This window comes from Ruminococcus sp. FC2018 (genome assembly GCF_000621805.1).
Classification (GTDB): Bacteria; Bacillota; Clostridia; order Oscillospirales; family Ruminococcaceae; genus Hominimerdicola.
This window is the reverse complement of record NZ_JHXH01000001.1, coordinates 12,504-38,057: the sequence shown is the minus strand read 5'-3', so window position 1 is coordinate 38,057 and position 25,554 is coordinate 12,504. Positions and strand designations below refer to the sequence as shown.

The following is a 25,554-nucleotide window of genomic DNA, read 5'->3' as shown; positions in this document are numbered from 1 at the left end:
TCACCTTCCCTGTGCAAATTCGGCAATCAGCTGTGCCGTTTTCTCAACATCCCCAAGGTCTATGACCTCAACGGGGGTATGCATATATTTCAGCGGCACAGACACTATCACAGTCCTGACTCCGCCTGCTGTGATACTTATCTTGTCCGCATCAGTTCCTGTTGTACCGCTCATGATCTCAAGCTGATAGGGCAAGCCACATCTTTCTGCGGTTTGGATAAGCCCTTGTGAAAACTCCGAAGACAGCACAGGCGCAATGCCTATCATAGCACCCTGTCCCATTTTTGCACAGTCCTCCTCACTTTCAAAGTGGGTCTTGGCAAAGCTTACATCCACTGCTATGGCAAGGTCAGGTGCAAGTCTGAAAGCACCTGTTTTGGCACCACGCTCGCCTGTTTCCTCCTGTGCGGCGAAAAGCACACATATATCGTACACAGTCTGTTTGTCCTTGAGCATATCCAGAGCTAAAAGCACCGCAGCCACGCCGCTTCTGTCGTCAAGTGCCTTTGATGTCACAAGGCTGCCTCCAAGGCTTACAAGCTCATTTTCAACAAGCACCCTGTCCCCCGGAGAAACCAGCTTTTCAGCCTGCTGCTTGCTCAATCCTATATCCACAAACACATCGTTTATACTGTAAGAGTTGTTTTTCTCCGACAGGTGCGGGGGTATCGAGGTGATAACTCCTTTTATTGTTTCTTTTCCGTAGACGGTTACCTGCTGGGCGGCAAGGGCACGTTCGTCTATGCCGCCGCAGCCGGATATCTTCAGAAATCCCTCGTCGGTGATGTAGGTAACAATATAGCCTATCTCGTCTATATGCGCTTCAAGCATAAGCTTCTGCCTGCCGTGTGTCTGCTCACCCACATAGCCGTAAACGTTCCCGAAGGAGTCCGTTTCGGTCTTTGCAAATTGTGAAAGCAGCTGCTGAGCCGTCTGCTGAGCAGTTTTTTCAGCACCGGACACTCCCGGTGCGGCGCAAAGCTCGCTCAAAGCCTGTTTCAAGTCAAAACCCATTTTCAAAAACTCCGTTTCCCCGACGGGATACTGTTTTTATCAGTGCTCCCGTGAAAAGCATATATTAAAGCTGATTTACCAGCTGTTTGAAGTGTTTTCCTCTGTCCTCGAACATTCTGTACATATCAAAGCTTGCGCAGGCAGGGGAAAGTGAAACTATATCCCCTTCAACAGCGTAATGGTGAGCTATCTCCACCGCCTCTGCCATGTCGGCGACCCTTACTATCCTTATATTTGCAGGGTCATATTCCGATGAAGCCTTCACCGCATCCTCTATCTTCTGTGCAGTCTCGCCCATAAGAATAAGAACCTTGACCTTTTTGCAAAGCGCATCTGCCATTGGTTCAAAGGAGATACCCTTGTCGCTTCCGCCCTGTATCATTATCTGCTTCTGGTCAAAGGCATCAAGGCAGGCAAGAACTCTTGTAGGGCTTGAGGCAATAGAGTTATTATAGTATTTTACCCCGTCAAGCTCACGGACAAACTCAATGCGGTGCTCAACGCCTGCAAAGGTCTTTGCCACGTTGACAACGCTCTGTACGCTCACATCGCCGTAGGTCATTGCAATGGCGGTAAGGTAGTCCTCAACGTTGTGCATTCCCGGTATCTTTATATCGTTCATGTGAACATACTCTGTCACCTTTCCGTGGTCGCTGTAACAAAGCATACCGTCCTCACGCAGGAAGCTTCCGTTGTCCACCTGCTTTTGACGGCTGAAGTATTTAAGCTCGCCACGGACATAGCCGCTGAGATTTCTTGTTGTCTCGTCATCAAGGCTGAGAATGGTTTTGGAATAAGCATTCTGGTGAAGAATAAGATTAAGCTTGGAATCTATATACTCCTGCATATCCTTGTGGACATTCAGGTGGTTTGGTCTGATATTTGTTATGCCTGCTATATCCGGAGATTCCCTCATGGAAATAAGCTGGAAGCTTGAAAGCTCCACCACGGCAACATCTGAATCGGATATTGTTTCGACTATAGGCAAAAGTGCCTTACCGATATTTCCGCCAAGGTGTACACGCCTGCCCTCAGCCTTTAAAAACTCGCTTACAAGGGTGGTTGTAGTGGTCTTTCCGTCAGAACCTGTTATACCGTATGTACGGCAGGGGCAAAGGTCAAAGAATGTCTCCATTTCGCTGGTGACAACGATACCCATCTGTCTTGCCTTTTCAAGCTCGGGTCTGTTATAGTAAAATCCCGGTGTTCTGAACACCACGTCGCATTTGTATATCTCGTCGATATAGTTTTCACCAAGGGAAAAGTCCACGCCTCTGGCATTGAACTCCTCGTATATGCCCTCGTCAAATTCTTCCTTGCTTTTCTTGTCGCATATCACGACCTTTATCCCCTTTGAGAGGAAAAGCTTTATAAGTTCAAGATGGCTTACACCCACGCCGATAAAAGCCACCCTTTTGGACTTCATTTCGCTGAAATACTTTTGGGCTCTTGTCATAAAAACCTACTCCTAACCTGTCAAATTCGCAAAAAGGGGTGCACAAAGGTAAAAAAACATAAAACTTAAAAATGCACACACCTAATCCATTTTATTATACACCATATGGGAATAAAATGCAAGCATTTATATTGAATTATCAGCAAATGCCCAAGTCACGGCGAAATGGACAGCAAAGGCAGAAAAATCACTGACAAAGCTGTTGTGATTTAGATATAAATGCCCCGTTAAGTGACACCTGTTTTTGTGAAAAAGGTTGAAATATCTAAAAAATTTATAAACGCTATTGTAAATTGACGAAAAATGAAGTATAATTGGTTTGTTAATAATGACCGTGGGGATGTTGCGCTGTTATGATGCAATGACCACATAGATGGAGGATTCTTTAAATGGGTAGCAAGGCTGAGAAAATACTTTTTGACAACAATTCAAGAGTTGCGCCGCTGGGACTTCTTGCAATGGACAATGCAAAGGAGCTTGGCGAAAAGGTAAACTGGTACCTTACCAACTGGGCTAATGAGAATGAATATGCGGTGGACACATTCCTGGTAGAGGCTGACTGCCCCCGTTTCTCTTCAGGCGACGGAAAAGGTCTTATCAAGCAGACTGTAAGAGGAAACGACCTGTTTATTCTTTGCGATGTGGGAAACTACAATATAAAGTACAATCTGTTTGGTCAGCTCAACTGTATGTCCCCCGACGACCATTTCCAGGACCTTAAAAGACTTATCCAGGCTGCCAGCGGAAAGACCCACAGAATAAATGTTATCATGCCTACCCTTTACGGCGGCAGACAGCACAGAAGGAATTACCGTGAATCTCTTGACTGTGCAGTGGCACTTCAGGAGCTTCAGGCTATGGGCGTTTCAAACATTCTGACCTTTGACGCTCACGACCCCAGAGTACAGAATGCTATCCCCCTTATGGGATTTGACAATATCATTCCTTCCTATCAGGTTCTCAAGGCTATGTTCAGAAACATAGACAACTTCAAACCAAACAAGGACCACTACATGATAGTTTCCCCTGATGAAGGTGCGATCAACAGAAATATGTACTATGCTTCCATACTGGGCGTTGACCTGGGAATGTTCTACAAGAGACGTGACTACTCTACCGTTGTAAACGGCAGAAACCCCATAGTTGCTCATGAGTACATGGGCAACGACGTTGCAGGCAAGGATATCTTCGTTGCCGACGACATCATCTCCTCGGGCGAGAGTATGCTTGACATCGCTATCGAGCTTAAAAAGCGCAAGGCAGGAAGAATATTCTGCTACGCTACATATCCGATATTCACAAACGGCCTTGAGCAGTTCAACAAGGCTTATGCAGACGGCATTATCGACGGAGTTTTCGGCACCAACCTTACTTACAGGACACCGGAGCTGCTGGCAAGCCCATGGTTCCATGAGGTGGATTGTGCCAAGTATATCGCTTACTATATCGCATCGCTCAACCACGATCTTTCTATCTCCAATGTTATCGACCCTCATTCAAAGATCCAGGCGCTGCTTAAAAAGTACGAAATAAAGTAAGAACAAAAAGCTCTCCGTTACCGGGGAGCTTTATTTTTTATCAAGGAGAAAGGCTATGATATTTGCAGGTATAGTTGCAGGCGGCAGCGGAACAAGAATGAAAAATGCCGCCATGCCAAAACAGTTTATAAGAGTGCTTGACAAACCGATAATAATATACACGGTGGAAAAGTTCGTCAAGCAAAAACATATCGACAGGATATACATAGGAATCAAGCCGGACTGGCACGGTGTAATGGATCAGCTGCTGGAGGAGTACGGGATAGACACACAGCGTGTCAGAGTTATCGACGGAGGCAGCGACCGCAACGACACGGTCATGAAGATAGTTGCGGCTGTCAAGACTGAGTTTGACATCAAAAAGGGTGACATAATAATCACCCACGACGCAGTCCGCCCGTTTCTCACCGACACGATGATAGAGGAAAACATAATAGGTGCGCTGAAATATTCTGCCTGCGGAACATATCTTAAATGTGTTGACACGGTGGTTAGCTCGCATGACGGAGAGACGGTAGACGGTTCTCTTGACAGGAGCAAACTGTACAGGGCTCAGACACCACAGAGCTTTGACATAACGCTGCTGGACGAATACTATAACCGCCTTGACGAAAGCCGGAAAAGCCGTCTGACAGACACCTGCAGCATTTTCACCGAGGCGGGGCACAAAATACATATTATCCCAGGCGATACGGTAAACATCAAGATAACCACCGATAGCGACCTTATTATCGCAAAGCTTCTTGCCACAAGAGTATAATAAAATGGGCTGTTGCACAAACAACAGCCCCTGTTTTTTAATGATTTAAACTCTCCGATCAGAGATGATAAGAGCATCCGGGTTTGCACAGCCTTTTCACCGATGACTGCGTCTATGCCGGCGGTCTATTCCTCAAAAATAAACACTTCCTCGACCGTGCAGCCAAACACCCTTGCTATGTCTATCGCCAGCTTGAGCGACGGATTATACTGACCCTTTTCCAGCCTGATGATAGTTTCCCGCCGCACTCCGACAAGGTCGGCAAGCTCGCCCTGCTTCATATTTTTCGCAGCCCGAAGCTCCTTTAACCTCGTTGTAAACTCTGCCATTATTCGTCCTCCTCTGCCTCTGCGGTGTCCTTGCCTTCGATGATAACGAAAAACAGCTTGTCAAGGAAGGAGTAAAGGAACACGACTGTGCAGAACAGCCCCAGCCAGTTGTCGCTGTTCAGAGTAAAGCTTTTTTCCAATATGGTGAATACCAGCATACCCACCGCAGCCGCTATTATGATCATAGTAAACCCCGCAAGCTCAGAGGCGCGCTTCTTACTGTTTAAGGAAAGCTCATCGTCAGGTTCTTTTTTATACTTGCGCTCCGCTGCGACTACGAACAGTACAGTGATCATCATTGCGGAAAACAGCACTATTGAAAAAGCATTTCCCAAGCCTTCGTTCATTTCCTTTTTGGCAAAGGTGATGCATCCGAAAACCAGAGCATCAAGGAACCATATCGCTGCATTGTATATTGCCTGCTTCCGCACCGAGATCGAGGGGCGGGGGTCGGCGAAGTATCTGACTCTTGCCAGCTCTCTGAAGGCTTCCTGCCTCTGTGAACGGCTGCGGCTCTTGTCAGTGTACTCCGCTGTCAGTTTGTCTATTTTTGCCTGTGTTTTCTCGTCAAAGGTCTGTGTGTTGTTTTTCACAATAAATTCCTCCGTTTTATTACTTGTGTGATTTATTTCTCACCTTATGTGATAATAATATCACATTTACTTTTGGTTGTCAATAAGAAAAGTGACAAATCTATCACTTTTGTAGGAATGTACAAACAAAAGTCCCGTGTGACAAATATGTCACTACAAACTGCACAAACAGCTGCACGAAAGAATAAGCAGTGATAAAATTGACCCGGCAGATCCGTTCTTTGAAAAACAGCTGACAGATCAGCGGAAACTAACGGGAAGGACAAAGATAACATCCCATCTTTATGCAGATTTTAAGACAAAAAACGCTTGTCTGCACAAAAAGTGCAAACAAGCGGTCTTTCAAAGATATGAGCTATTGGGGATTCGAACCCCAGACCCTTTGATTAAAAGTCAAATGCTCTGCCAACTGAGCTAATAGCTCATCACACAAAAAAAGCTTTAACACGGGGGTTTTGACCCCAAGCCTTTACAAGTGCTTATATATTATACCAAAACAAAACGTAATTGTCAAGTCTTTTTGCCAAATTAGTTTTACAAGGCTTGACGGTATATAAATAATGTGATACAATCTAATCCGCAGGGGGGGGAGTAAAAGGTGTTTAAACTGCTAAAAAGAATAAACCTGGGAGTTTTGATCGCAATTTTCCTTGTGTTGGCAACGATAGGATATATAGGTATCACCAGCCTTATGTTTGAAATGAGCAGGGACGATATCCAAAAGTTTGTAAAGGATTTTATAAGCGAAAGTGCAAGTACCAACCAAGGCACTTTTGAGGATATACTTGCGGCGCAGAACGATCTGATCGAAAAGTATTTTGCCGCCGATCCTGCCGCAGCGGGAAACGGTATGCGTTATGCAAGCGGTTTCATAAATGCTTCAAATCTCAAAAGCAACTTTGAAAGTATGCACGAAAATATGACAAAGAATAAAACCGCTGCGGACAGATCTGTTTACCGGGGCACTATCCGAAGCTGTCAGGCTTATGTCTCTTCGGTACAGGTCAGAAAGCTTGGGCTGCACAGTGCGGCGGTACTTGTAAATTACAGTATGGCTTTGCAGGACAGCGGCGGAACAATAATATATTCAGCAGCCGGGTCCGCCCAGTCCCGCATCGGCGAGACCGAGCGTATCGGCGAAGATACCATAGAAAAGCCGTATTATTGCTACATTTATCTAAGCAAATACAGCGGCAGCTGGAAGATCGACCGTGTCACCCCGTCTTACAGAGGAACACAGGAAGTCTTCCGAACAGACGGCGGAAGAGAATATCAGATCTCTCTGGCGGGACTTTTTTCCGAACGCACCGACCCCATGTTCAAAAGAACGGAGGTGCTTGGGAAATGACCAACGAGATCGTTCTTGATATCAAGTACCTTGACAAATCCTACGGAAACAGAACTGTGCTGAAAAACATAAATATGCAGTGCTATGCCGGAGAGGTGTTCGGTTTTCTGGGACCCAACGGCGCAGGCAAGACAACTACCATAAAGATAGTTGCAGGGCTTATTAAAAAGGACTGCGGAGTGGTAACGATCTGCGGTAAAGACCTGAAACAGGACTTTGAGGGAGCTTTGAGCTGCATCGGTGCTATCGTTGAGAACCCTGAGATGTACAAGTACCTTTCAGGGCTTGACAATATGAAACAGTACGCCCGTATGAGGGGAATAGATGATCCCCGGAGGCTGGACGAGGTCATAAGCATGGTGGGTATGACCAACAGGATAAACGAAAAGGTCAGCAGGTACTCCCTCGGCATGCGCCAGAGGCTTGGTGTCGCACAGGCTCTTTTGCACCAGCCAAAGCTGCTTATACTGGACGAGCCTATGAACGGACTTGACCCTGAAGGCATACACGAGCTGAGGATAATACTCAAAAAGCTTGCACACGAATATGGCATCTGCGTTGTGGTATCATCTCACATAATGAGCGAAATGGAGCAGCTTTGCGACAGAGTCGGAATAATCTCCGCCGGAAGAATGATAGGTACATATTCTGTTGATGAGCTTATCAACCAGAGCAAGGATACATTCTGCGTATATGAGTTCAGGGTAAGCGATGCCGGCAAGGCGGCGGAGCTTTGCGGGCTTGACGAAAAACACATTGACGTAAGCGCAGACAACCATGTGCTTTTATGCAGCATCAGAAGCGAGACAGAGCAGGACACTGTTGCGGACATAAACAGCAGGATATGCGCAGGCGGAGTAAAGCTTTATACCGTAACGCCAAAGAGCACAAAGAGTCTTGAAGACGTGTTCATATCCCTTACACACGATGCACAGGGAGGTGGACAGATTGCATAAGTTTATGGCTCTTATGAAAAACGAGTATATAAAGATACTCAAAAAGACCAGCAGCAAAGTTTTTCTGATACTTATGTTTCTGGGTGTTCTCTTTATTGCGCTGGAAGCAATGCCCTCACGTTCCTATGAAATTGCACCTGTGAAGAACAGCACAAGTACAACTGTCAATCGCCACCTGGATCTGAGAAATAAGCTTGAGAACGAAAAGCCACCGTATTATCAGGAGAAGATTGACCTTTTAAAGGATATTTCCCTTTATAATCTCTATGAGGGTACCTGGCAGGAACAGGCTATACTTAATATAGTCAACACAGACTTCAGTGCTGATGATGACTTCCCTGTGGATATGGTGAAAAAGATAAAGGAATTCATTACCACAGACGACTGGCAAGGCTATTTCCAGCTGGCTCTCAAAGAGCAAAAGCTCAGTGCCGGGATAAAGTGGAAATACAAGTTCTGTATTGACAAAAGCATTCCTCCCGATGACACCTCATGGCGTGTGAACATCATAAACAACGTACAGCGGGTGCTTGATTCCTCGGAAAAGAACAACGAGCTGCCATCTGTACAAAAGGACAACCTTGCCCTTTGGACTTACCAGCTTGAAAACGATATTGCCATAAACCTATCGGACTACCGTACAGGCAATTATTTAACAAGCTTTTACAGAGGCAACAGATGGTCCATGTGGATAGGATACAGCTTCCTTATCCACGCAGTCACAATACTTCTCATAATATTTGCCGGCAGCAGCGTGGCAAACGAATACTCACAGGGAACGATCAAATTTCTTCTTGTGAACCCGGTCAAACGCTGGAAAATACTCCTGTCAAAATACTGCACCATAATATCAATAGGCGTGTTTCTCACGGCGATAGTATTCTTTATCTGCGGGATCATTGCCTCCATATGCGACTCCAACGGAGCACTTAAAGCCGCCAGCCTTACCGTTAAAGATGCACAGGTGCACCAGTCATCAGCCTTCTTCTTTGTTTTAAAGACCTGGGCGTTAAACAGTCTGACTATGCTTGTGGTGGTCACGTTCACTTTCACCCTTTCATCCTTTACACGAAGAAGTGCCGCTGCGATAACCCTTTCGCTGGTGTTCCTGCTTCTGGGAGCTTCCCTGTCAGCTTTCCTTGCGGCAACAGGTTCAGACTGGGGAAGATTTCTTCTGTTTTCCAATCTGGATATTCAGAGCATTGCCGACGGGAATCCGCTTTTCTACGGACAGACCGTGGGATTTGCAGTTTTTGTTATTATCGAGCATATGGCGGTATTTCTCATCACCGCATTTGATGCTTTCAACAAAAAAGAGGTCTGAACACACAAACAGCCCTTGTGCGCTATTTTGCACAAAGGCTGTTTTCTTATTTGCAGATAATAAAGGACATTACCATAAAAGGCTCGTTTTCCCCATCGGAAGTAATGCTCAGCTGCACTTTGTGAGCTGCGCTTTCATCATATTCCCCCACAAGAGTTACACAGCTCAGGTCACCCCAGTCCTCCTCAAACGCTGCATCAAGTACCACATGCTCATCGCACTTGCCGTCGATATCGACCTGTGCGCAGGGGGCAGGTCTGCGGGGTGTCCTGCGCCACTGGACAAGCAGCTTTGAGAAACTTGCCTCAAAGGTGATGCTGTCGCCCTTTTTAAACCCTGTCCAGCCGTTTTTGAACGGGTCGTGAAAGGGGTGGGCAGTACTAATATCGGGGGCAAAACCCGACAAAGCAGGAGCAAAGCATTTATTGTCAAGCATTTCACAGTTTTCGTATCCGCAGTCTGTCAAAGGCTCAGGCAGCGGCGGCTTTTCAAAACCTGCAGCGGTACCCTTTTCATACCGCCGGAAAGCCTGCTTTATAAGCTCCTCCAGCATTTGTGCTATCATACAGTGACCTATATCCGTAGGGTGAAGATCGTCGGTGGACAGTTCAAGAGGCTTGTATCTTCCCTGTTCCATAAGGGGCAAAAACACCTTTGCGCAGTCAACTATGGGCAGGGCGTAGTGAGCGGCGATTTTCTGATGCGCTGCCGCTGCCCCGACTCTGCCGTCAAAAAACGTGTTGTTCAGAGTTATGACGCACCTGACATTGCTGTCCGAAAGCAGCACCCTCAGAAGACTCTCGTAGGTGCTTTTAAACACAGCTTCTGCGCTGTCGTTCACCGAAAAATCCACAACAACAAGCTGTGGCTTATGTGAAAGGACATGGGAACTCACCCTTGCACAGCCAAACTGTGAAGTAGTGGCTCCAATGCCTGCATTGAACATTTTTATTTTCGCTTTTGGAAACATCTTTTCAAGACAGGCGGCAAAAAGATTTACAAAGCGCTTGTCCTCCCCCGTGGCATGGCAGCCCTGGGTTATTGAGCCGCCAAGAAAGACTATCTCCAGCTCACCGCTTTTTTGTATATGCTCAAACAAACCGCCCATATACCTTTCGTCCCCAAGACTGACTACAGAGTTTTCTATGAACATTTTTTTATCACCGCCCTTTTGTAATAATTTTAACACACAGCCGAAGATTTGTAAATAGTTTTGCAGTCTCACTGTTGACGAAAGAGCAAAAAAGTTATATAATAGTGTAAATAATAAGAATTTTTGCAGGAACGTACATTTACTCCTGCAAATAAGGAGCTGAAAACAATGGACTATCTGAAACAACTGCTTTTGCGTTCAAAGACACTTGTTATCTTTAAGGGGCTGCATAAAAATAAAGTTTTCACAAGCTTTATACGTGCGGCAGGCGCCTGCATCAACGGCGGAAAGCAGGAAGCTGCAGAGGAATACTGCAATTTTATAAGCCTGCTTTACCAACACACAGACGACCTGACCGAGCTTATGATGAAGCTTGTGCTTGAGGACGAAAATCTGTTTATTCTGAAAAAAGGCGAGGGTCTGCCCACCGCAGGTGTCCTTGAGGACTGCCTTGCAAACGAGCTTCAGACCCTCCAGGAGCTTTCTCAGATACCCTGCGCCGAGCTGACTGCAAGACTTGACCTTGATGTTTTTCTGCCTGCGTACAAAACTCACAAGGTGGATTTCTCACAGGTCTATGCACAAAGGGTCCACCGTATCAACGAGTTTGGTTACGGCATTTATTCACGCTACCACGTTTTTGTCATGGCAGACGGAAGCATCAGACCTGTGGAGTATCCTGACCCGATAAAGCTTTCCCAGCTTTCAAATTACCAAGCTGAGCGTGAACAGGTGATAAAAAACACTCTTGCTCTGCTCAGCGGAAAGCCTGCAAACAACGTGCTTTTGTACGGTGACTGCGGAACGGGAAAATCCTCCACTGTCAAGGCTATTGCAAACGAGTATGCCGGCAAGGGTCTGAGGCTGATAGAGCTTAAAAAGAAACAGCTCCATGAGATACCCTCAATAGTGGAAACGGTAAGCAAAAATCCGCTGAAATTCATCATCTTCATAGACGATCTGTCTTTCACAGAAGACGACAACGACTTTGCTGCCCTTAAAGCCATTCTTGAAGGCAGCGTTTCCTCTACGGCTTCAAATCTGGCTATCTATGCCACCTCAAACCGCAGACACCTTGTCAGGGAAACATTTTCCGCAAGGCAGGGTGACGAGATACATTTCAAGGACACCGTACAGGAGCTATTGTCACTTTCAGACCGCTTCGGTCTTACTGTCATTTTCCAGCGTCCCGACAAACAGACGTTTTTAAATGTAGTCAGTGATATTGCAAAGCAGTATGAACTTGAAATGCCCCGGGAGGAGCTTTTCCAACAGGCAGAGGCTTATGCACTTTCACGAGGCGGACGTTCTCCAAGAGTGGCAAAGCAGTTTGTTGAATACCTGAAAGGATGTGGGGATAATGCTTGAATTTATAAAATGCGAGACCGACCATAAGCTGCGCCGCACCGCAGAAATGGCGAGCGACATATGGCACGAGTGTTTTGACGGAGTTATTTCCGACGAGCAGATAGATTACATGGTCGACAACTTCCAGTCTTTTGCCGCTATAAAAAAACAGGTGGCTGCCCAGGGGTATGAATACTACAACTTTGTACTTGACGGCACAAGGATAGGCTATTTTGCCATTGCGCCCCAGAAGGATAATACGCTATTTTTATCAAAACTTTATATGTACAAGGAATACCGAGGCAACGGTTATGCTTCGGCAGCGTTTGAATACATTAAAGGAATTGCCCGTGAAAGAGGCTTGAAAAGCGTCTGGCTCACCGTGAACAGATACAACACCGGTGCCATAAAGGTTTACCAAGCCTTTGGAATGAAGGCCATTAGAGACCAGGTCACAGACATAGGCAACGGTTTTGTTATGGATGACCACGTTTTCAGCATAGATGTATAACTGTCCAAAAATATGTACAAGAGAGCTCCCAACAGACCGGGAGTTCTTTTTTTACAAAAAAACCGCAGGGGCAAATAACCTCTGCGGCTGAAATATTTTACTTGATAAGGTCAAGCTTTTTCTGGGTGTTTATCATATGCTTTCTCACAGCATCGATCTCACCGGTATACTTGTTGAACCACTCAACGTCTGCTTCCGACGGTTCCTCCTGAAGGAGGATCGCCTGTACCAATGCCGACTGTGAACGTGAACGCTTACGCTCTATCTCCTCTATGGTCTTGCGGCATTTAAGAATCTCTTTTTTATATTTCCTTTTTTCACTCATCGTACTTTTCCTCCTATTCGCCTTTTTTCTCTATGGAATCCACAACTTCTCTGATCTCGTCATAGCCCTTATCAAGGTTATCAACAATATCTTTAAGACCTTGATTTACAGCTTCAAGCCTTGTCTTCATCTGCTTTGGATATTTAACAAAACAGTAGTGAAGCTCATTTATCGCCTTTTGCCTTTCCGAATAATCATCTATCAGAAAAACGAAAGACCTTGCAGATCCCAGATCTGATATGACCATATTATAGTGAAGATCGTAATCTATTTTTCTGCTGAAATAGGTGTCAAGCTCCTCGGAAGCATCTGCCAGACTTTGCTTGTATTTCTCTTTATAGGTTTTCTGTGCCTCTGCGGATTTATCCACATAAAGCCCGATAAAGACCAGCAAAGCTATAAGCAGGATGATCGCCCAGATTATGGCTGAGATCATCTTACGCTTCATTATCTTTTCCTGATTCACTATCCACCACTTCACTTTCGTTGAGCTTATCGGCATCAGCCTGTCGAAGCTTCTCTTTTTCCTTTTCGATAGCCTCTCTTATAAGCCTTTCTTTTTTCTCCTGCGCCGTTTCGGTCTTTGGTTTCTTCTCATCGGTGTTGTCGGTCTGTTCATCATCGTCATCCTCATCGGTACCTCTGATTATCTTTATAAGTGACCTTGCTTCATATATACATATTCCCACCGTGGGAAGTATAAACAGTATCATCAGCAGCTTTCTGCTTGACGCAAACGAGCCGATAAACCGAAACAGCCATATCTTTCCCGAATACTTGCCCACCACTCTGTCAGGCTTTACAGTATAGTCATCAGCCTTTGGATTGGCGTCGCCCTTGACGGTAAAGCTGCCGTCGGGGTTAATGGCGATTATCCTGTGTGAATTGGGCATATCCTTTATTTCCGGATCATCGGAGTAAAATGTGATAACGTCTCCGACTTTCAGCGTATCGGTATCCACCTCTTTTACCAGTACGTAGTCTCCCACGTGAATGGACGGCTCCATACTTCCGGTTATAACCTTCATTACGCTGTATCCGCCGATCTTTGCCACCTTGCCTCGGATATTGCACACAAACACATACACCACGATACAGAACATAGCTGCGATCAATGCGATAAGAAAGATCTTTACCGCAAGTTTCAGCCTATTTTTTATCATCTGTTTCATTGACCCTTTCGTTCTTCAGTTTCTTGTTTTCACGCCAATGCTTGAACTTTCGTTTTATCTTGGTGAAAATGCCCACATGGTATTCCTTGAACAAAGCTTTGATCCTTGCGTTCTCTGCCTTCTCCTCCTCGGGAGTCATGACAACAATGGACTTTCTGATCTTATCCTTCTGAGCATCGGTAAGCGGCGTTTTCTTCTTCATCTTCCACTTTATGTTCTTGATCGTCCTCTTCAGGTCATACGGGAACATTGCCGCATACTTGTTGTAGTACACCTTCATCTGCATACGCTCGTCACGCTCTGCAGCGGTCTCCATAGGTCTTTCAAACCACCGTTTCTTGGGATATTCCGCACGGTAATACTTAGGATCCACATCAGGCACATAAGGTCTGCGGAATATTACGCTGAACAGGGTAATGAAAAATCTTCGTATCACGCACCAAGGACTTCTGGAATACTCCAGGTAAATTGTGCGGAAATCTCTGCTGCGATAGATCTCTCTTTCCGCACGCAGCCGCTCTGCACGAGCTTTCTCCCGCTTTTCCTGAGCAGCCTTCTCCGCTTTGATGCGTTCTCTTTCCGCAAGCTCCTCGGGAGTAAGGTTTGCCTCCTCCTCGGCAAGCTTTCTTGCTTCTTCCTCGGCGGCAAGTCTCTCCTGCTCAAGTCTTTCGGCTGTAAGCTGAGCTCTGCGGAAGTTATCATATTCACGCTGCCGCCTTTCCTCTGCCTCCTGTCGTTCTCTCTCGGCACGCTCGGCAGCCTCTTTTGCAAGTCGTTCTCTCTCCTCGGCTTCGGCTTTCTGTCTTTCTTCCCACTCACGCTTGAGACGCTCGGTCTCCTCACGCTGGATCCTTTCTCTCTCGGCACGTTCTTCTTCGGCTTTCTTGATAGCCTCACGCCGCAAAGCTTCCAGCCTGCGTTCTTCTGCCTCTGCCTTTTTCTTTTCCGCCTTTTCTCTCTCGATACGGGCGACCTCGGTGCGTATCTGTTCAACACGGATATACTCCTTCTCAAGGGCAAAGACCTGGTCTATCTCGTTAAGAAGGGCAATATTAAGCTCTCCTGCCTCTCCCTGGTGGTCATAGACACTCTCGCCCAGGGATTGGGGCTGAGCCATAACGTCGTACTTGGACATATCGTCCTTATTGAACCTTTTGAGAAACTTGGGCAGAAACGCCTTTGGCTTGGCTGTTTTAAGCTCATTCTTCTTATCGGCAGGTTTATGGGTGTAGGATCGGAACAGCAGGAAATTAAGTGCGATAAGGTTATAGAAATCCATCATATAATCCTCATCAAGCTTTTGTGCTGTGTCCACCACGTTTATCTCGTAGCCGACTTTATCGTACCCCTCAATGAACTGCCACAATGTAAGGCAGGCTTTAAGGTCAACATTTTTCATTATTGCGTTGGTACGCATTACAGGGGGTCTGATGAAGACATTACCCATTGTCTGGCAGAAGGTCGAGCCTTTGTAGCCCTCAATGGCTTTTTTGATATGCTCCACTCTTTCCCAGACTGTCAAACCGCTTTCGTTGACAGTCTCAAGGCTGTCTGTGGTCTCCAGTTTCAAACTGACGCTCATCTGCTTGCCGTTTTTATCGTCAAGGTCTGTGTTATAGGAAAGTGAGAACACCTCCTCATCCTTTGCGACCTCCTGGAGCTTTTCATAACGTTTTATTATAAACACATACAGTCTGTCCACAAGGGTATTGATGAACTTGTTTTCATAGGTCATCATACTTTCCTCTTTATGGACATTAAGCACCTTGGATGGTGTAATGGTATTTGTCACAGGGTCGTAATCCTGTATAAGGTCGGTGTGCTGAGCAAGGTGCTTTACCGACTCAACAGTTATTTTTCTGGAAAGGGCAATAGGAACTACCTCACCCACGTCCTCGATGGTGACTCTTGGGTTTCTGAGCACCGTATCAAGGTGCTTCATGCCCTGTTCTATTGCGTCCACCCAGGAAACGTCCACAGATTTTTCCATTATCTTGCGGTTTACCGCAAAGGTATTTCTGCTGGACATAATAAGGGAATGCATGGACTCAAACAGGCTGTCATCTTCAAGCTCGCCCATTGTGGCAGTAAAACTCTTATACCACTTATCGTAAAAATCGCTCACACATTCCCCTCCTTTTTATTGGATTTTAAAAATGACCTGACTTACCGTTGAAGCTAAGCAGGTCATTTTGTTGCAGCAATATCAACGCATCAATACAGCTTCTGCAAACGCTCAAGGTATGCGATAGATTCCTTCATACTGTTGCTGCCGAAGGTTTTTCTCAGATATGTACAAAGGTCTCTCAGCTCGTCACGGAGCATTGAAAGGTTCAGAGATTCAAATTTTCTGAATATCTTTGTTGCCATTACATAGTCGATACCGTCAAGCTCTTCGCCGCCGCAGGCAACATATACCGGAACGAACAGACCCATCTGCTTGATAATACGGTTACCGAAAGCAACTCTCAGCTTTTCGATTACCCACAGATCCAGGTGCTGGATCTTCTTCAGGTTCTCATCACTGATAGGATATTTCTTGAAAGCGTCCTCAAACAGCTCGTTGAGGTGCTCAAATCCCAGTGTAAGAGGCGGTGTATCCGGTGCATCAAAAGCGATACCCTTTGCATCAAGGTTGATAGGCTGAGCACGGTCATAAACCTTATCGGAAATAGCAAATGTAGAGTCGTCGTTATTTGCCGTACCGATATACCACACATTCTGCGGTATCTTTATCATACCCTTATCCAGATTCTCCGGGTCGGTGCTCCAAACATTGGGAACAAGGTCCAGCTTCCACTCGTCTGCGTTAGGCATTTCGAGGATGGACAGCATTTCAGCGAAGTAATACTCGACACGGGCGATGTTCATCTCGTCCAGCAGGATAAGGTTAACGTCATTGTTAAAGCTGGATGAATATATCCTTTTGAGCACTTCTGTCTCGTTGAAGTTCTTGGTGAATTCGTTAAAGAATCCGAAAAGCTCTGTTCTGTCACGCCATGAAGGCTGTACAGAGGCGATAGTAGTATCAACGCCCAGGAACTTACCGAATGAGTACGGCAAAGATGTTTTACCTGTACCGGAAATACCCTGGAGGATGATAAGCTTGGTTGAAGCCATACCTGCTATAAACAGCCGTATAGTCTTAATGTCGTAGAAAAGGTGCATTCTGGAGCAGGCGAAGTTTCTGTAATCCTCACAGATCTGCTCAAGGGAAACGGTGTTATCATACTCCGGCGGAGTATATGTCTTATAGAAATTATCCACCTCAAGCAATTTGGAGAAACGCTTGACAGTTGTGATGACCACGCCGTCCTGTGTCTGCTCCTCGCCCTGAGCTTCTCCTTCCTGACCGTCGCCAAGAGAGAGCGTACCGCCTGCTGTGCCGCCGCCCAGTGCCAGAGAGCCGCCGCCCATCTGTGCCACTTTCATAGCCATGATCTCGTCTTTTTCCTTGGTCATTTTCAGGACCTGACGCTGAAGCACGCCTATCTCCTCAAGCAGATCCTCATCACTGACAAGTGAATGTCTGAATCGGATATACTTTCTGACAGCAAGGATTATCATAAATATGATAAGTGCAAAGATAGCAACAACAAGGATTATGGACAAGATAGCAAGTATCCACTCCAGAACGCCGAAGCTTTCGGAGTGAGCCTTGAATATGGTGATATAATTCTTGATATTGAATATCTGTTTTATTCCTTCCCAAAATCCTTTAAAAATACTTGCAAAACCTTTAAGAATTTCAGAAATAAAAACAAAGAACCATTCCAAAAAGTTACTCATGTTTTCCTTGTTTTCCTTTCTATAAGATTTGGACAGCCTTATTATTCAGCGCTGTTTTCTGTTTCTGCCTCAGCTTCAGCTGCCTGCTGCTGTGTCTGCTCGGAGCTTTCCTCACCGTCAGGATGTTCACTTTCCGCCTCAGCCTGTTTCTCCCCGGCATTTTCCTGCTGAGCCTTCTTCTGCTCTGCAAGATACTCCTCGATCGCTCTTTTCTTGATCTCTTCCTCATCAAGCTCAGGAGTTTTATTTCCCTGGCGCATCTGAATAACTACCATTATAAGCTTGAACAGCTCAAACAGGAAGAATATCGCCATTGGTATGAGGATACATACCAAAAATCCTGTCTTGGTCTTAAGGAACTTCATAAGTCTTCCCAGCACCGGCATCCTGCTGCCTGTCCACTTACCGATTATCTTGCTGGGATATACGATATATGTATCGTTCTGGTCGTTGTTATCACCCTTGGTGATAAAGCCCTTTGTGCCGTTATCGTCCTTTATATCCACAATTCGGTGGGTATTGATAACGTTCTGTCCCTCAACTATCTCGTTGGTCCAGAAGGAGATGACATCGTCAACTTTCAGCTCGTTTATGTCGTCTATCTCCTTGGCGATGATAAGATCGCCTTTTTTGAAGGTAGGCTCCATTGAGTCCGACTCAACAGTCATCGGCATACGTCCGAACAGACTTGGCACTCCGTTGTTCTTGTCCGAAGTGAACACCATTACGGTGATGAGCAGGGCAAAGATCAGAAGTATCCACGCCAGAACGCTCAGAACGATTTTCATTGCTTTTTTCATGATAAATTTTACCCCTTACAATTTATGTATTCTCCACGATCCTGAAGTCCATCTGCATCTTGATAACTCCCCCGATGATCTCATCAACACAATCAGGGTCATTTCCCTCCAGCCAGATAACGACCGTATATTTATTTGTAGCACCCGGCTCAAAATCCGAGACCTTGGTGTGCATTACCTGTGCGGAGGTCAGGAATTCCTTGTCGCAATCGTTTTCCTTGCCGCTTCCGGTGGATTTGGTCTTTCCGTACACCTCTTTTTTGCCGTTGGTGTAAAGTGCAACACGGATCGCCTCGTCGACATTCTTTGTAACATTTTGTATCGTAAGGTCCCCCTCGTAGGTTACGGTGTCCTTACCGGAATTGTGCACATAGAATGTATAGGCAATGTAGTTTCGTCCGTTGTGGTTGCCGTTTATCTTGTCGATATTGTCCGGCAGGTCATTTCCGCTTATGTTGGTCATATCGTAGACAATGTCAGCGGTGAGGACCGAAACGGTCTTATCAAACTCAGGTGTTTCCGAGAGGGAAAGTCCCTGGTTGACCATGTCGTACTTGTTCACCTTTATGGTGAAGCTTCCATACTTATTGTAAAAATAGGATATTGCGTAGCCGATAGCGATAAATCCGATGAGCGCAACGGTCATAAGCCCGGTAACACGCATCAGAACGGTATACTTTTTGACTTCCTTTGCTGTACGTCTTATGTGCAGGGCATCACGAAGAGCAGTTTCCTTGTCCTTGTCCTTTGCCTTTGCGCTTTCCTTAACGGCAGCCTCTGTAGATTCGTCAAGTTCCTTGTTCTCTGCCTCAGTCTGAGCAGCCTTTTCCTTATCCTTTTTGCTCATAAGCAAGTATACCTCCTTTCAGCATAATTTGTATTATATATAGTGTAATCAGTTTTTATATATACGTCACGTAGACTGCTGCATGGTTTCCTCGTAAGTCCTTGGTCTTATGTACTTACGCAGCATCCAGTCTCCCGTATAGCCGCCAACGCACATATTGCAGCCAAGGGAGGCGATCTTGTCGCCCTGTGCGGCATTTTCCACCTCTGTAGCTATGGGAGTACAGTCAATAGAAATAACGTAGTCTATCGCCGAGCGCACCCATTTTTCATGGTTATCGCCCACCATTGCCTCGGTGGTGTAAACTCCGTTGAGCATAACGTAGTCCACCGGATAGTCCGAAAGCAGCATTGTAGGGCTGTCGTCGCCGCCAAAGGAGTTGAGCATGAATGCATAGCCCTCCCTTTGCAGCATGGTCATAGTCTTGACCGCAGTTCCGTCCTTTTCGCCGTAAAGAGCCGAGTTAAGCTCAAAGCAGACCTGATCGGGGTGGATATGGAATGCGCTTGAAAGCTCCTGGAGCCCCTTAACGCAGTCGTCACGCTTTAAAAAGCTTACGGGTATAGGAATTGAAATAAAGCGGTAGCTTATATCACGGGTCTTGAAATTCTCGATAGTGTCGCTCAGATGGAAAAACTCCAGCGGCAAAAACTCAGCGGCACGGTCGGGATAAGCCTCAAGCACCGGCAGATATTCGCCGGGGAAGATCACACCTTTTGAGGGGCTGTTCATACGGAAGGTGGACTGGTAAGCCAGGGACTCTCCCGAAAGGGCGTTGCCGATAGGGCGGAAATACTGTTCAAGCGCACGAAGGCCGCCCACAGTCGCAGTATTTTTTACCTTCAAGCCACTCACCCCGCTTATTATAAATGTGCATAAGTTAAAAGAGTATAATTTATTCGTAAATATTATACTTGATTTTGTGCTATTTGTCAAGCAAAATGGCATTATTTATCATCAAAAAGCATGGTTTTTAAAAATAATAAGACAAGTTTTTTAAACAAATCAAACATATGCAACAATGACCGAAATCGTTTTATATACGTTTTGCACAAAACGAGGGAAATGCTGGGGATATATTTTACAAATTTGTTTTCTGAAAGAAACAAAATACCAAAATCCTATTGACAAAACGGCACAAAGAATGTATACTTTAAGACAAGGAAACGGAAATTATTATTTTTATTAGGGTTTCCTGAAAGAAGTTAACCGGTACCCCGCTCGGCTATGGCGGAAGGTACAAAAACAAAATTCTTTTGAAAGGGGAATTTATTATGACAAATACAAAGAAGAAAAACGGCAACAAGAGAAAACTGTTAGGCGCAGTTGGAATGCTCACAGTTTCCGCAGCAATGCTGGTTTCCTCCACATTCGCTTGGTTCTCAATGAATAAGGACGTAACAGCTACATCAATGAGTGTAACTGCAAAGTCTGATGCTACATTCCTTATGATTAAGCAAGGTATTGCAGACGCTGATACAGTTCAGGCAGGTAAAAAGATTAGTGATAATGCTGTGACAGCTTCGGCTGAGCTTTATCCGACAGCTCACGAATTTACTCCTAGTGGTTCCGTTGGTATTACTGCAATTGAAGCGGAAGATACAGCTGTAGCAACAGATTATAAGGATTGGTATTACAGATATAGTAGCAGCCCTGATTCTGCAACAGATACTATGACTGACAAAACCAAGGTTCCGATTGCTAACAACGGAGAGTACATCCTTATCAATGAGTTTAGTTTGGCAGTAGCTGATGGTTCCAACGAGCTTTCAAGCCTCAGAGTAAAATCTTGCACAATCAATGTACCAACAGGTGCAGAAGATGCAGTTAGAGTTCTTGTTGCAGGTGCTAACGGTTCACAGGAATTTGCAGCAACAACAGCTGCTGACATTTCGGCATCATCTACAGTTCTCCAGACAGCAAATGTAACATCGACTGATTCAAGCACAGTTAAGATTTATGTATACTGGGACGGAAATGATGAAGGCGTTTACACAAACAACATTGCTAAACTTCAGGGCACATCTGTTGAAGTAACATTCACAGGCAATGTAGTTCCTACAACCTAATCTAATCAATCGCTTGAAACGCTAATTCAGCGAAACCTAATATAGCCGAAGCTCACCCGGTACTTTGTACCGGGTGAGTCATTTTTATGCCCTTTTCCCCGTCGGTGCTCCCCTTTGTCCCCTGCCCTTGACATATTAAGGCGCTTTAATGTATAATTACTATATAATCTATTCACAGGAGCAGGAATATGAATTACAGCCAGACTCTCAAATACCTGTCCCATGCGGAAAAATACGGGATCATCCCCGGGCTTGACAGCATCAAAAGACTGTGTGCCCGACTTGGCGACCCGCAAAAAGGACTTAATATAATACATATCGCCGGTACAAACGGCAAAGGCTCGGTGGGCTGCTTTTTGGAAAGTGTACTGCGCACCGCAGGCTATAAAACAGGGCGGTTTGTGTCCCCTGCGGTCATGGACGGGCTTGAAATAATACAGCTTTGCGGCGAAAACATCTCCCCCGAGGACTTCTCGCTGATTTTAACCCGTGTCCGCTCCGCCGCAGAGGATATTGTAAAAAGCGGCTTTCCTCACCCCACGGTGTTTGAGCTGCAAACCGCCGCAGCTTTCTGCTTTTTTGCCCAAAAAGGCTGCGACATCGCCATTGTGGAGGTGGGCATGGGCGGCAAAGAGGACTCCACCAACGTTATAGACACCTCCCTGCTGTCGATCATTACTCCCATAAGCCTTGAACACACGAAATTCCTCGGCAGTACCCTTGAGGAGATAGCCTGCCACAAGGGAGGAATAATCAAAAAAGGCGGCTGCGTCCTGACTGCTTTACAAAGCGAGGACGCAATGAGCGTGCTGAAAAAGATCTGTGCCGAGCAGTCTGCGGAGCTTACCGTAAGCAGCCCACAGCTTATCACAGACCAAAGCTTTTCCCCCACAGCCCAGAGTTTCTCCTATAAAGGGCTTGAAAACATACAGCTTTCCCTGCTGGGCACATTCCAAACGGAAAATGCTGCCCTGGCAATAGATGCCTGCATGATATTGCGAAAAAAAGGCTATAACATACCCGACAGTGATATTATCAAAGGTCTGAGGTCTGCAAAGTGGCAGGGGCGTTTTGAGGTCATAAGGGAATGCTCCCCAACTTTTATTATCGACGGTGCACACAACCCAAGCGGAGCTGCAAAGCTGCGTGAGACTCTGGACAAATGCTTTGCCAACAGGCGTATAACCTTTATAATGGGCACTTTCAAGGACAAAGACTATGACCGTATCGCTGCCCTTACCGCAAAGTGCGCCGAAAGGATATATACCATTCCCACAAAGGGCAAGCGTGGGCTGAGCGCACAGGAGCTGGCAAAGGCTGTGGCAAAGTATAACCCCAACGTCAAAGCTATGCCCTCACCGCAGCAGGCTGTGACTCAATGCATGAACAGCAGCTGCGATCTGGTGCTGGCATTCGGCTCGCTGTCCTTTCTCAAAGACATAAAAGATACTGTAAACAGGGAGTATAATAATGAAACTGAGATACCACAAGATACTGAAGCATAAGCTTTTTATAACAGCGGTGAGAGATATCGAAAACAAGGAATCCGACCGTATTTTCTGCCGCCACGGTATGGAACACCTTTTTGACGTGGCAAGAATAGCCTACATAATGGCGCTTGAAGAGGGATGCAGCCTGAGCAAGGATATTATCTACGCCACCTGCCTGCTCCACGACATCGGCAGGGGCGAGGAGTATGAAAACGGCGTATCCCACAATCAGGCAGGGGCAAAAACCGCTGCGGTAATACTTAAAGACTGCGGTTACGATGAAACCGAAATAGCTGAAATGACCAAAGCCATAAGGACACACGGACATGACGGCTACCCCAAGGGCGCAACTGACCTTCAGAGGCTGCTCTGCACCGCCGATAAGCTTTCAAGGCTGTGTTTCAACTGCGCCGCCTATGACCGGTGCAACTGGGCAGCGGACAAAAGAAACGAGACCCTTGAATACTAAGGAGACGGACAAATGATAATCGGAAACAAAGACTTTAAGGACCACACCTATATTATGGGTATACTCAATGTCACCCCCGATTCTTTTTCCGACGGCGGAAGATACTCCGATCTTGACAGCGCATTGAAACACGCCGAGGAAATGATACAGCAGGGTGCGGACGTTATCGACATCGGAGGCGAATCCACCCGACCGGGCTATACCCACATCTGCACAGATGAGGAGATACAGCGTGTGTGCCCTGTTATCGAAATGATAAAGCAGAACTTTGATGTGCCGATCTCAATAGATACCTACCACCACGACACAGCGGAGGCGGCAATAAAAAGCGGTGCAGACATGATCAACGACATCTGGGGCTTGCGGTATGACAGCGGTGAAATGGCTGCCACGGCAGCAAGGTACGGCGTTCCCGTCTGCCTTACCCACAACAGAAAAGAGCCGGTGTATACGGATTTTCTGAGCGATGTGGTCAAGGATCTTTCCAAAAGCACTGACATTGCCATCAAAGCGGGAATAAGCAGGGATAAACTGATGATCGACCCGGGAATAGGCTTTGCCAAAAGCTATGAACAAAATCTTATGCTCACAGGCAGCCTTGAAGTGCTGGATAAACTGAAAATGCCTGTGCTGCTTGGCACATCGAGAAAATCAATGATCGGACTTGCTCTTGACCTGCCCTCTGACCAGCGAATCGAAGGAACGATAGTGACCACCGTTTTTGCCGTGCAAAAGGGCTGTTTGTTTGTAAGGGTACACGATATAAAGGAAAACAAGCGAGCAATAATAATGACAGAAAAACTAATGGGGAAGGTTTAATATGGACGTTATAATAATAAATGACCTTGAAATTTTTTCAAACCACGGAGTGCTGAAGGAGGAAAATGTCCTTGGGCAAAAATTTCTCATCTCCGCCCACATCTACCTTGATACAAGAAAGGCAGGATCCACCGACGATATAAACGACTCGGTGGACTATTCTCAGATCTGCCACCTGATAAAAACAATTATGGAAAACAATACCTTCAAGCTTATCGAGACCGCTGCGGAAAAGCTGTCCCACGATATTCTCATGCAGTACAGCCGCATAAGCAGAGTTGTCCTTGAGGTCAAAAAGCCCTGGGCGCCCATACTGCTGCCCCTTGAATATGTAAGCGTTACTGTGGACAGAAAGTGGAGCAAGGTGTATCTTTCCCTTGGGTCAAATATGGGGGACAGAGAAAAATACATCAGGGATGCAATAGAATTTATCCGAAACGATGAAAACTGCCGTGGAGTCAAAAGCTCCTCGCTTATAGAAACCGAACCTTACGGCAACACAGACCAGGATAAATTCCTGAACTGCTGCGTAGAGCTTGAAACTCTGTATACTCCCCACCGGCTGCACAAGCTCACCTCCCAAGCCGAGGAAAATGCCGGAAGAGAGCGCACCGTACACTGGGGTCCCCGCACACTTGACGTTGACATAATCCTGTTTGACGATATAATGTTCCACGACGAAACTCTGACTATCCCACATATAGACATGGCAAACAGGGAATTTGTACTGGCTCCCCTTTGCGAGCTTGACCCGTATGCATTTGATCCTGCCACAGGAAAGACTGCATCGGCTATGCTTGCAGAGCTTAAAAAGTCATGATACTAATAGCCTGTGCCGACCGAGGCTGGGGGATCGGGTACAAAAACCGCCTGCTTTTCAGCATACCGGAGGACATGAGCTTTTTCAGACAGATCACCGCAGGAAAAACCGTTGTCATGGGGCGAAAGACCTTTGAGTCCCTTAAAGTCAAGCCTCTGAGCGGCAGAAGAAATATCCTGCTCACAAGAAACAGAAGCTTTGTCTTTGAAGGAGTGGAGATCGTCCACAGCACCAAGGAGCTTGCGGAGCTTACACAGAACACTAAAAGTGAAGATATTGTAGTGATCGGCGGTTCACAGGTTTATAAACAGCTTATGGAATACTGCGATACTGCGTATATTACAAAAGTCTTTGCCGAATCCCCTGCGGACAGCTTTCTGCCGGATTTTGACTCACTTGAGGACTGGAAAGTCGCTGAGATGTCGGATATAAAAGAGCATAACGGTCTTAAATACCGGTTTGTGACCTACAAACGCACACCGCAGCAAAGTCGGGTCTGTCCGGGCACAGACAGTATTTAGCACCATTATAATTGACAGTTTACGATCAATATGATATAATTATCCTGCAAGCAGAACGCTTGAATAATATTTACAGGAGAGTGTCTTTTTGAAAAGAACCAACA

General features: G+C 46.0%; 26 protein-coding genes and 1 tRNA gene. 13 read left to right on the top strand and 14 right to left on the bottom strand.

The window, feature by feature from the left end:
• A complete protein-coding gene (locus T494_RS0100185) occupies nt 1-1,014 on the bottom strand; it encodes a M20/M25/M40 family metallo-hydrolase (protein ID WP_028504561.1) in 1,014 nt (337 codons plus the stop codon).
• A gap of 64 nt (nt 1,015-1,078) precedes the next feature.
• The gene (gene murD / locus T494_RS0100180; RefSeq protein WP_028504560.1) at nt 1,079-2,470 is read right to left on the bottom strand and encodes a UDP-N-acetylmuramoyl-L-alanine--D-glutamate ligase; all 1,392 of its coding nucleotides are present in this window, start codon (nt 2,468-2,470) and stop codon (nt 1,079-1,081) included.
• Between the two features lie 389 nt (nt 2,471-2,859).
• Here murD and T494_RS0100175 point away from each other — a divergent pair, with 389 nt between their 5' ends.
• Nucleotides 2,860-4,008: a ribose-phosphate pyrophosphokinase gene (locus tag T494_RS0100175; protein ID WP_028504559.1), complete on the top strand. Its 1,149-nt coding sequence runs from the start codon at nt 2,860-2,862 to the stop codon at nt 4,006-4,008.
• A 55-nt stretch (nt 4,009-4,063) separates the two neighbouring features.
• Complete coding sequence (locus T494_RS0100170) at nt 4,064-4,768, top strand: IspD/TarI family cytidylyltransferase (RefSeq protein ID WP_028504558.1); 705 nt, start codon at nt 4,064-4,066, stop codon at nt 4,766-4,768.
• A 125-nt stretch (nt 4,769-4,893) separates the two neighbouring features.
• On the opposite strand, the gene T494_RS0100165 is transcribed toward T494_RS0100170, so the two are convergent.
• The 3 genes from T494_RS0100165 to T494_RS0100155 all read right to left on the bottom strand — a co-directional run bounded on the left by T494_RS0100165 (nt 4,894) and on the right by T494_RS0100155 (nt 6,114).
• The gene (locus tag T494_RS0100165; RefSeq protein ID WP_028504557.1) at nt 4,894-5,097 is read right to left on the bottom strand and encodes a helix-turn-helix transcriptional regulator; all 204 of its coding nucleotides are present in this window, start codon (nt 5,095-5,097) and stop codon (nt 4,894-4,896) included.
• On the bottom strand, nt 5,097-5,690 hold the full coding sequence (locus tag T494_RS0100160) for a hypothetical protein (protein WP_028504556.1): 594 nt from the start codon (nt 5,688-5,690) through the stop codon (nt 5,097-5,099). The genes T494_RS0100165 and T494_RS0100160 overlap by 1 nt, the downstream gene beginning before the upstream one ends.
• Before the next feature lie 351 nt (nt 5,691-6,041).
• Nucleotides 6,042-6,114 (bottom strand) — tRNA-Lys (locus T494_RS0100155).
• A 174-nt stretch (nt 6,115-6,288) separates the two neighbouring features.
• Here T494_RS0100155 and T494_RS0100150 point away from each other — a divergent pair.
• Genes T494_RS0100150 through T494_RS0100140 form a run of 3 tightly spaced genes read left to right on the top strand, consistent with a single transcriptional unit; the run spans nt 6,289 to nt 9,318 of the window.
• On the top strand, nt 6,289-7,038 hold the full coding sequence (locus T494_RS0100150; protein WP_028504555.1) for a hypothetical protein: 750 nt from the start codon (nt 6,289-6,291) through the stop codon (nt 7,036-7,038).
• Nucleotides 7,035-7,994 (top strand): ABC transporter ATP-binding protein, encoded by a 960-nt coding sequence (locus T494_RS0100145; protein ID WP_028504554.1) that lies wholly within the window; start codon nt 7,035-7,037, stop codon nt 7,992-7,994. Before T494_RS0100150 ends, T494_RS0100145 begins: the two co-directional genes overlap by 4 nt.
• 4 nt (nt 7,995-7,998) lie before the next feature.
• Nucleotides 7,999-9,318: an ABC transporter permease subunit gene (locus T494_RS0100140; protein WP_242836346.1), complete on the top strand. Its 1,320-nt coding sequence runs from the start codon at nt 7,999-8,001 to the stop codon at nt 9,316-9,318.
• A 46-nt stretch (nt 9,319-9,364) separates the two neighbouring features.
• Here the strand turns inward: T494_RS0100140 and T494_RS0100135 are convergent, their stop codons facing one another.
• Nucleotides 9,365-10,471, bottom strand: coding sequence for an SGNH/GDSL hydrolase family protein (locus T494_RS0100135; RefSeq protein WP_028504552.1), 1,107 nt, complete (start codon nt 10,469-10,471; stop codon nt 9,365-9,367).
• A gap of 123 nt (nt 10,472-10,594) precedes the next feature.
• On the opposite strand from T494_RS0100135, the gene T494_RS0100130 reads away from it, so the two are divergent.
• Nucleotides 10,595-11,839, top strand: coding sequence for an ATP-binding protein (locus T494_RS0100130; RefSeq protein WP_242836345.1), 1,245 nt, complete (start codon nt 10,595-10,597; stop codon nt 11,837-11,839).
• Nucleotides 11,832-12,329 (top strand): GNAT family N-acetyltransferase, encoded by a 498-nt coding sequence (locus T494_RS0100125; RefSeq protein ID WP_037343487.1) that lies wholly within the window; start codon nt 11,832-11,834, stop codon nt 12,327-12,329. Before T494_RS0100130 ends, T494_RS0100125 begins: the two co-directional genes overlap by 8 nt.
• 97 nt (nt 12,330-12,426) lie before the next feature.
• On the opposite strand, the gene T494_RS0100120 is transcribed toward T494_RS0100125, so the two are convergent.
• The 8 genes from T494_RS0100120 to T494_RS0100085 form a co-directional block, all read right to left on the bottom strand.
• Entirely contained in the window at nt 12,427-12,654 is a 228-nt protein-coding gene (locus tag T494_RS0100120; protein WP_028504549.1) for a hypothetical protein, read from the bottom strand.
• Nucleotides 12,655-12,667: 13 nt separating this feature from the next.
• A complete protein-coding gene (locus T494_RS0100115; RefSeq protein WP_242836344.1) occupies nt 12,668-13,102 on the bottom strand; it encodes a hypothetical protein in 435 nt (144 codons plus the stop codon).
• The gene (locus T494_RS0100110) at nt 13,092-13,817 is read right to left on the bottom strand and encodes a signal peptidase I (protein WP_197021098.1); all 726 of its coding nucleotides are present in this window, start codon (nt 13,815-13,817) and stop codon (nt 13,092-13,094) included. The genes T494_RS0100115 and T494_RS0100110 overlap by 11 nt, the downstream gene beginning before the upstream one ends.
• Nucleotides 13,804-15,951: a DUF2357 domain-containing protein gene (locus T494_RS13195; RefSeq protein ID WP_028504546.1), complete on the bottom strand. Its 2,148-nt coding sequence runs from the start codon at nt 15,949-15,951 to the stop codon at nt 13,804-13,806. The genes T494_RS0100110 and T494_RS13195 overlap by 14 nt, the downstream gene beginning before the upstream one ends.
• Before the next feature lie 89 nt (nt 15,952-16,040).
• The gene (locus T494_RS0100100; protein WP_028504545.1) at nt 16,041-17,615 is read right to left on the bottom strand and encodes a hypothetical protein; all 1,575 of its coding nucleotides are present in this window, start codon (nt 17,613-17,615) and stop codon (nt 16,041-16,043) included.
• Between the two features lie 41 nt (nt 17,616-17,656).
• The gene (locus tag T494_RS11750) at nt 17,657-18,415 is read right to left on the bottom strand and encodes a signal peptidase I (protein ID WP_081777165.1); all 759 of its coding nucleotides are present in this window, start codon (nt 18,413-18,415) and stop codon (nt 17,657-17,659) included.
• Nucleotides 18,416-18,437: 22 nt separating this feature from the next.
• Complete coding sequence (locus tag T494_RS0100090; RefSeq protein ID WP_242836343.1) at nt 18,438-19,262, bottom strand: hypothetical protein; 825 nt, start codon at nt 19,260-19,262, stop codon at nt 18,438-18,440.
• 66 nt (nt 19,263-19,328) lie between these two features.
• A complete protein-coding gene (locus T494_RS0100085; protein WP_028504543.1) occupies nt 19,329-20,108 on the bottom strand; it encodes an EAL domain-containing protein in 780 nt (259 codons plus the stop codon).
• Between the two features lie 428 nt (nt 20,109-20,536).
• Between T494_RS0100085 and T494_RS0100080 the strand changes: the two genes are divergently transcribed.
• From T494_RS0100080 to T494_RS0100055, 6 genes are all read left to right on the top strand, one after another.
• A complete protein-coding gene (locus tag T494_RS0100080) occupies nt 20,537-21,331 on the top strand; it encodes a hypothetical protein (protein ID WP_028504542.1) in 795 nt (264 codons plus the stop codon).
• Between the two features lie 188 nt (nt 21,332-21,519).
• A complete protein-coding gene (locus T494_RS11745) occupies nt 21,520-22,836 on the top strand; it encodes a folylpolyglutamate synthase/dihydrofolate synthase family protein (RefSeq protein ID WP_051539793.1) in 1,317 nt (438 codons plus the stop codon).
• Nucleotides 22,802-23,290: an HD domain-containing protein gene (locus T494_RS0100070; RefSeq protein WP_028504541.1), complete on the top strand. Its 489-nt coding sequence runs from the start codon at nt 22,802-22,804 to the stop codon at nt 23,288-23,290. Before T494_RS11745 ends, T494_RS0100070 begins: the two co-directional genes overlap by 35 nt.
• A 12-nt stretch (nt 23,291-23,302) precedes the next feature.
• Nucleotides 23,303-24,109, top strand: a complete 807-nt coding sequence (gene folP, locus T494_RS0100065; protein WP_028504540.1) for a dihydropteroate synthase — start codon at nt 23,303-23,305, stop codon at nt 24,107-24,109.
• Between the two features lies 1 nt (nt 24,110).
• Entirely contained in the window at nt 24,111-24,929 is an 819-nt protein-coding gene (folK, locus tag T494_RS0100060) for a 2-amino-4-hydroxy-6-hydroxymethyldihydropteridine diphosphokinase (RefSeq protein WP_028504539.1), read from the top strand.
• Nucleotides 24,926-25,450: a dihydrofolate reductase gene (locus T494_RS0100055; protein WP_028504538.1), complete on the top strand. Its 525-nt coding sequence runs from the start codon at nt 24,926-24,928 to the stop codon at nt 25,448-25,450. The genes folK and T494_RS0100055 overlap by 4 nt, the downstream gene beginning before the upstream one ends.
• Nucleotides 25,451-25,554 lie beyond the last annotated feature (104 nt).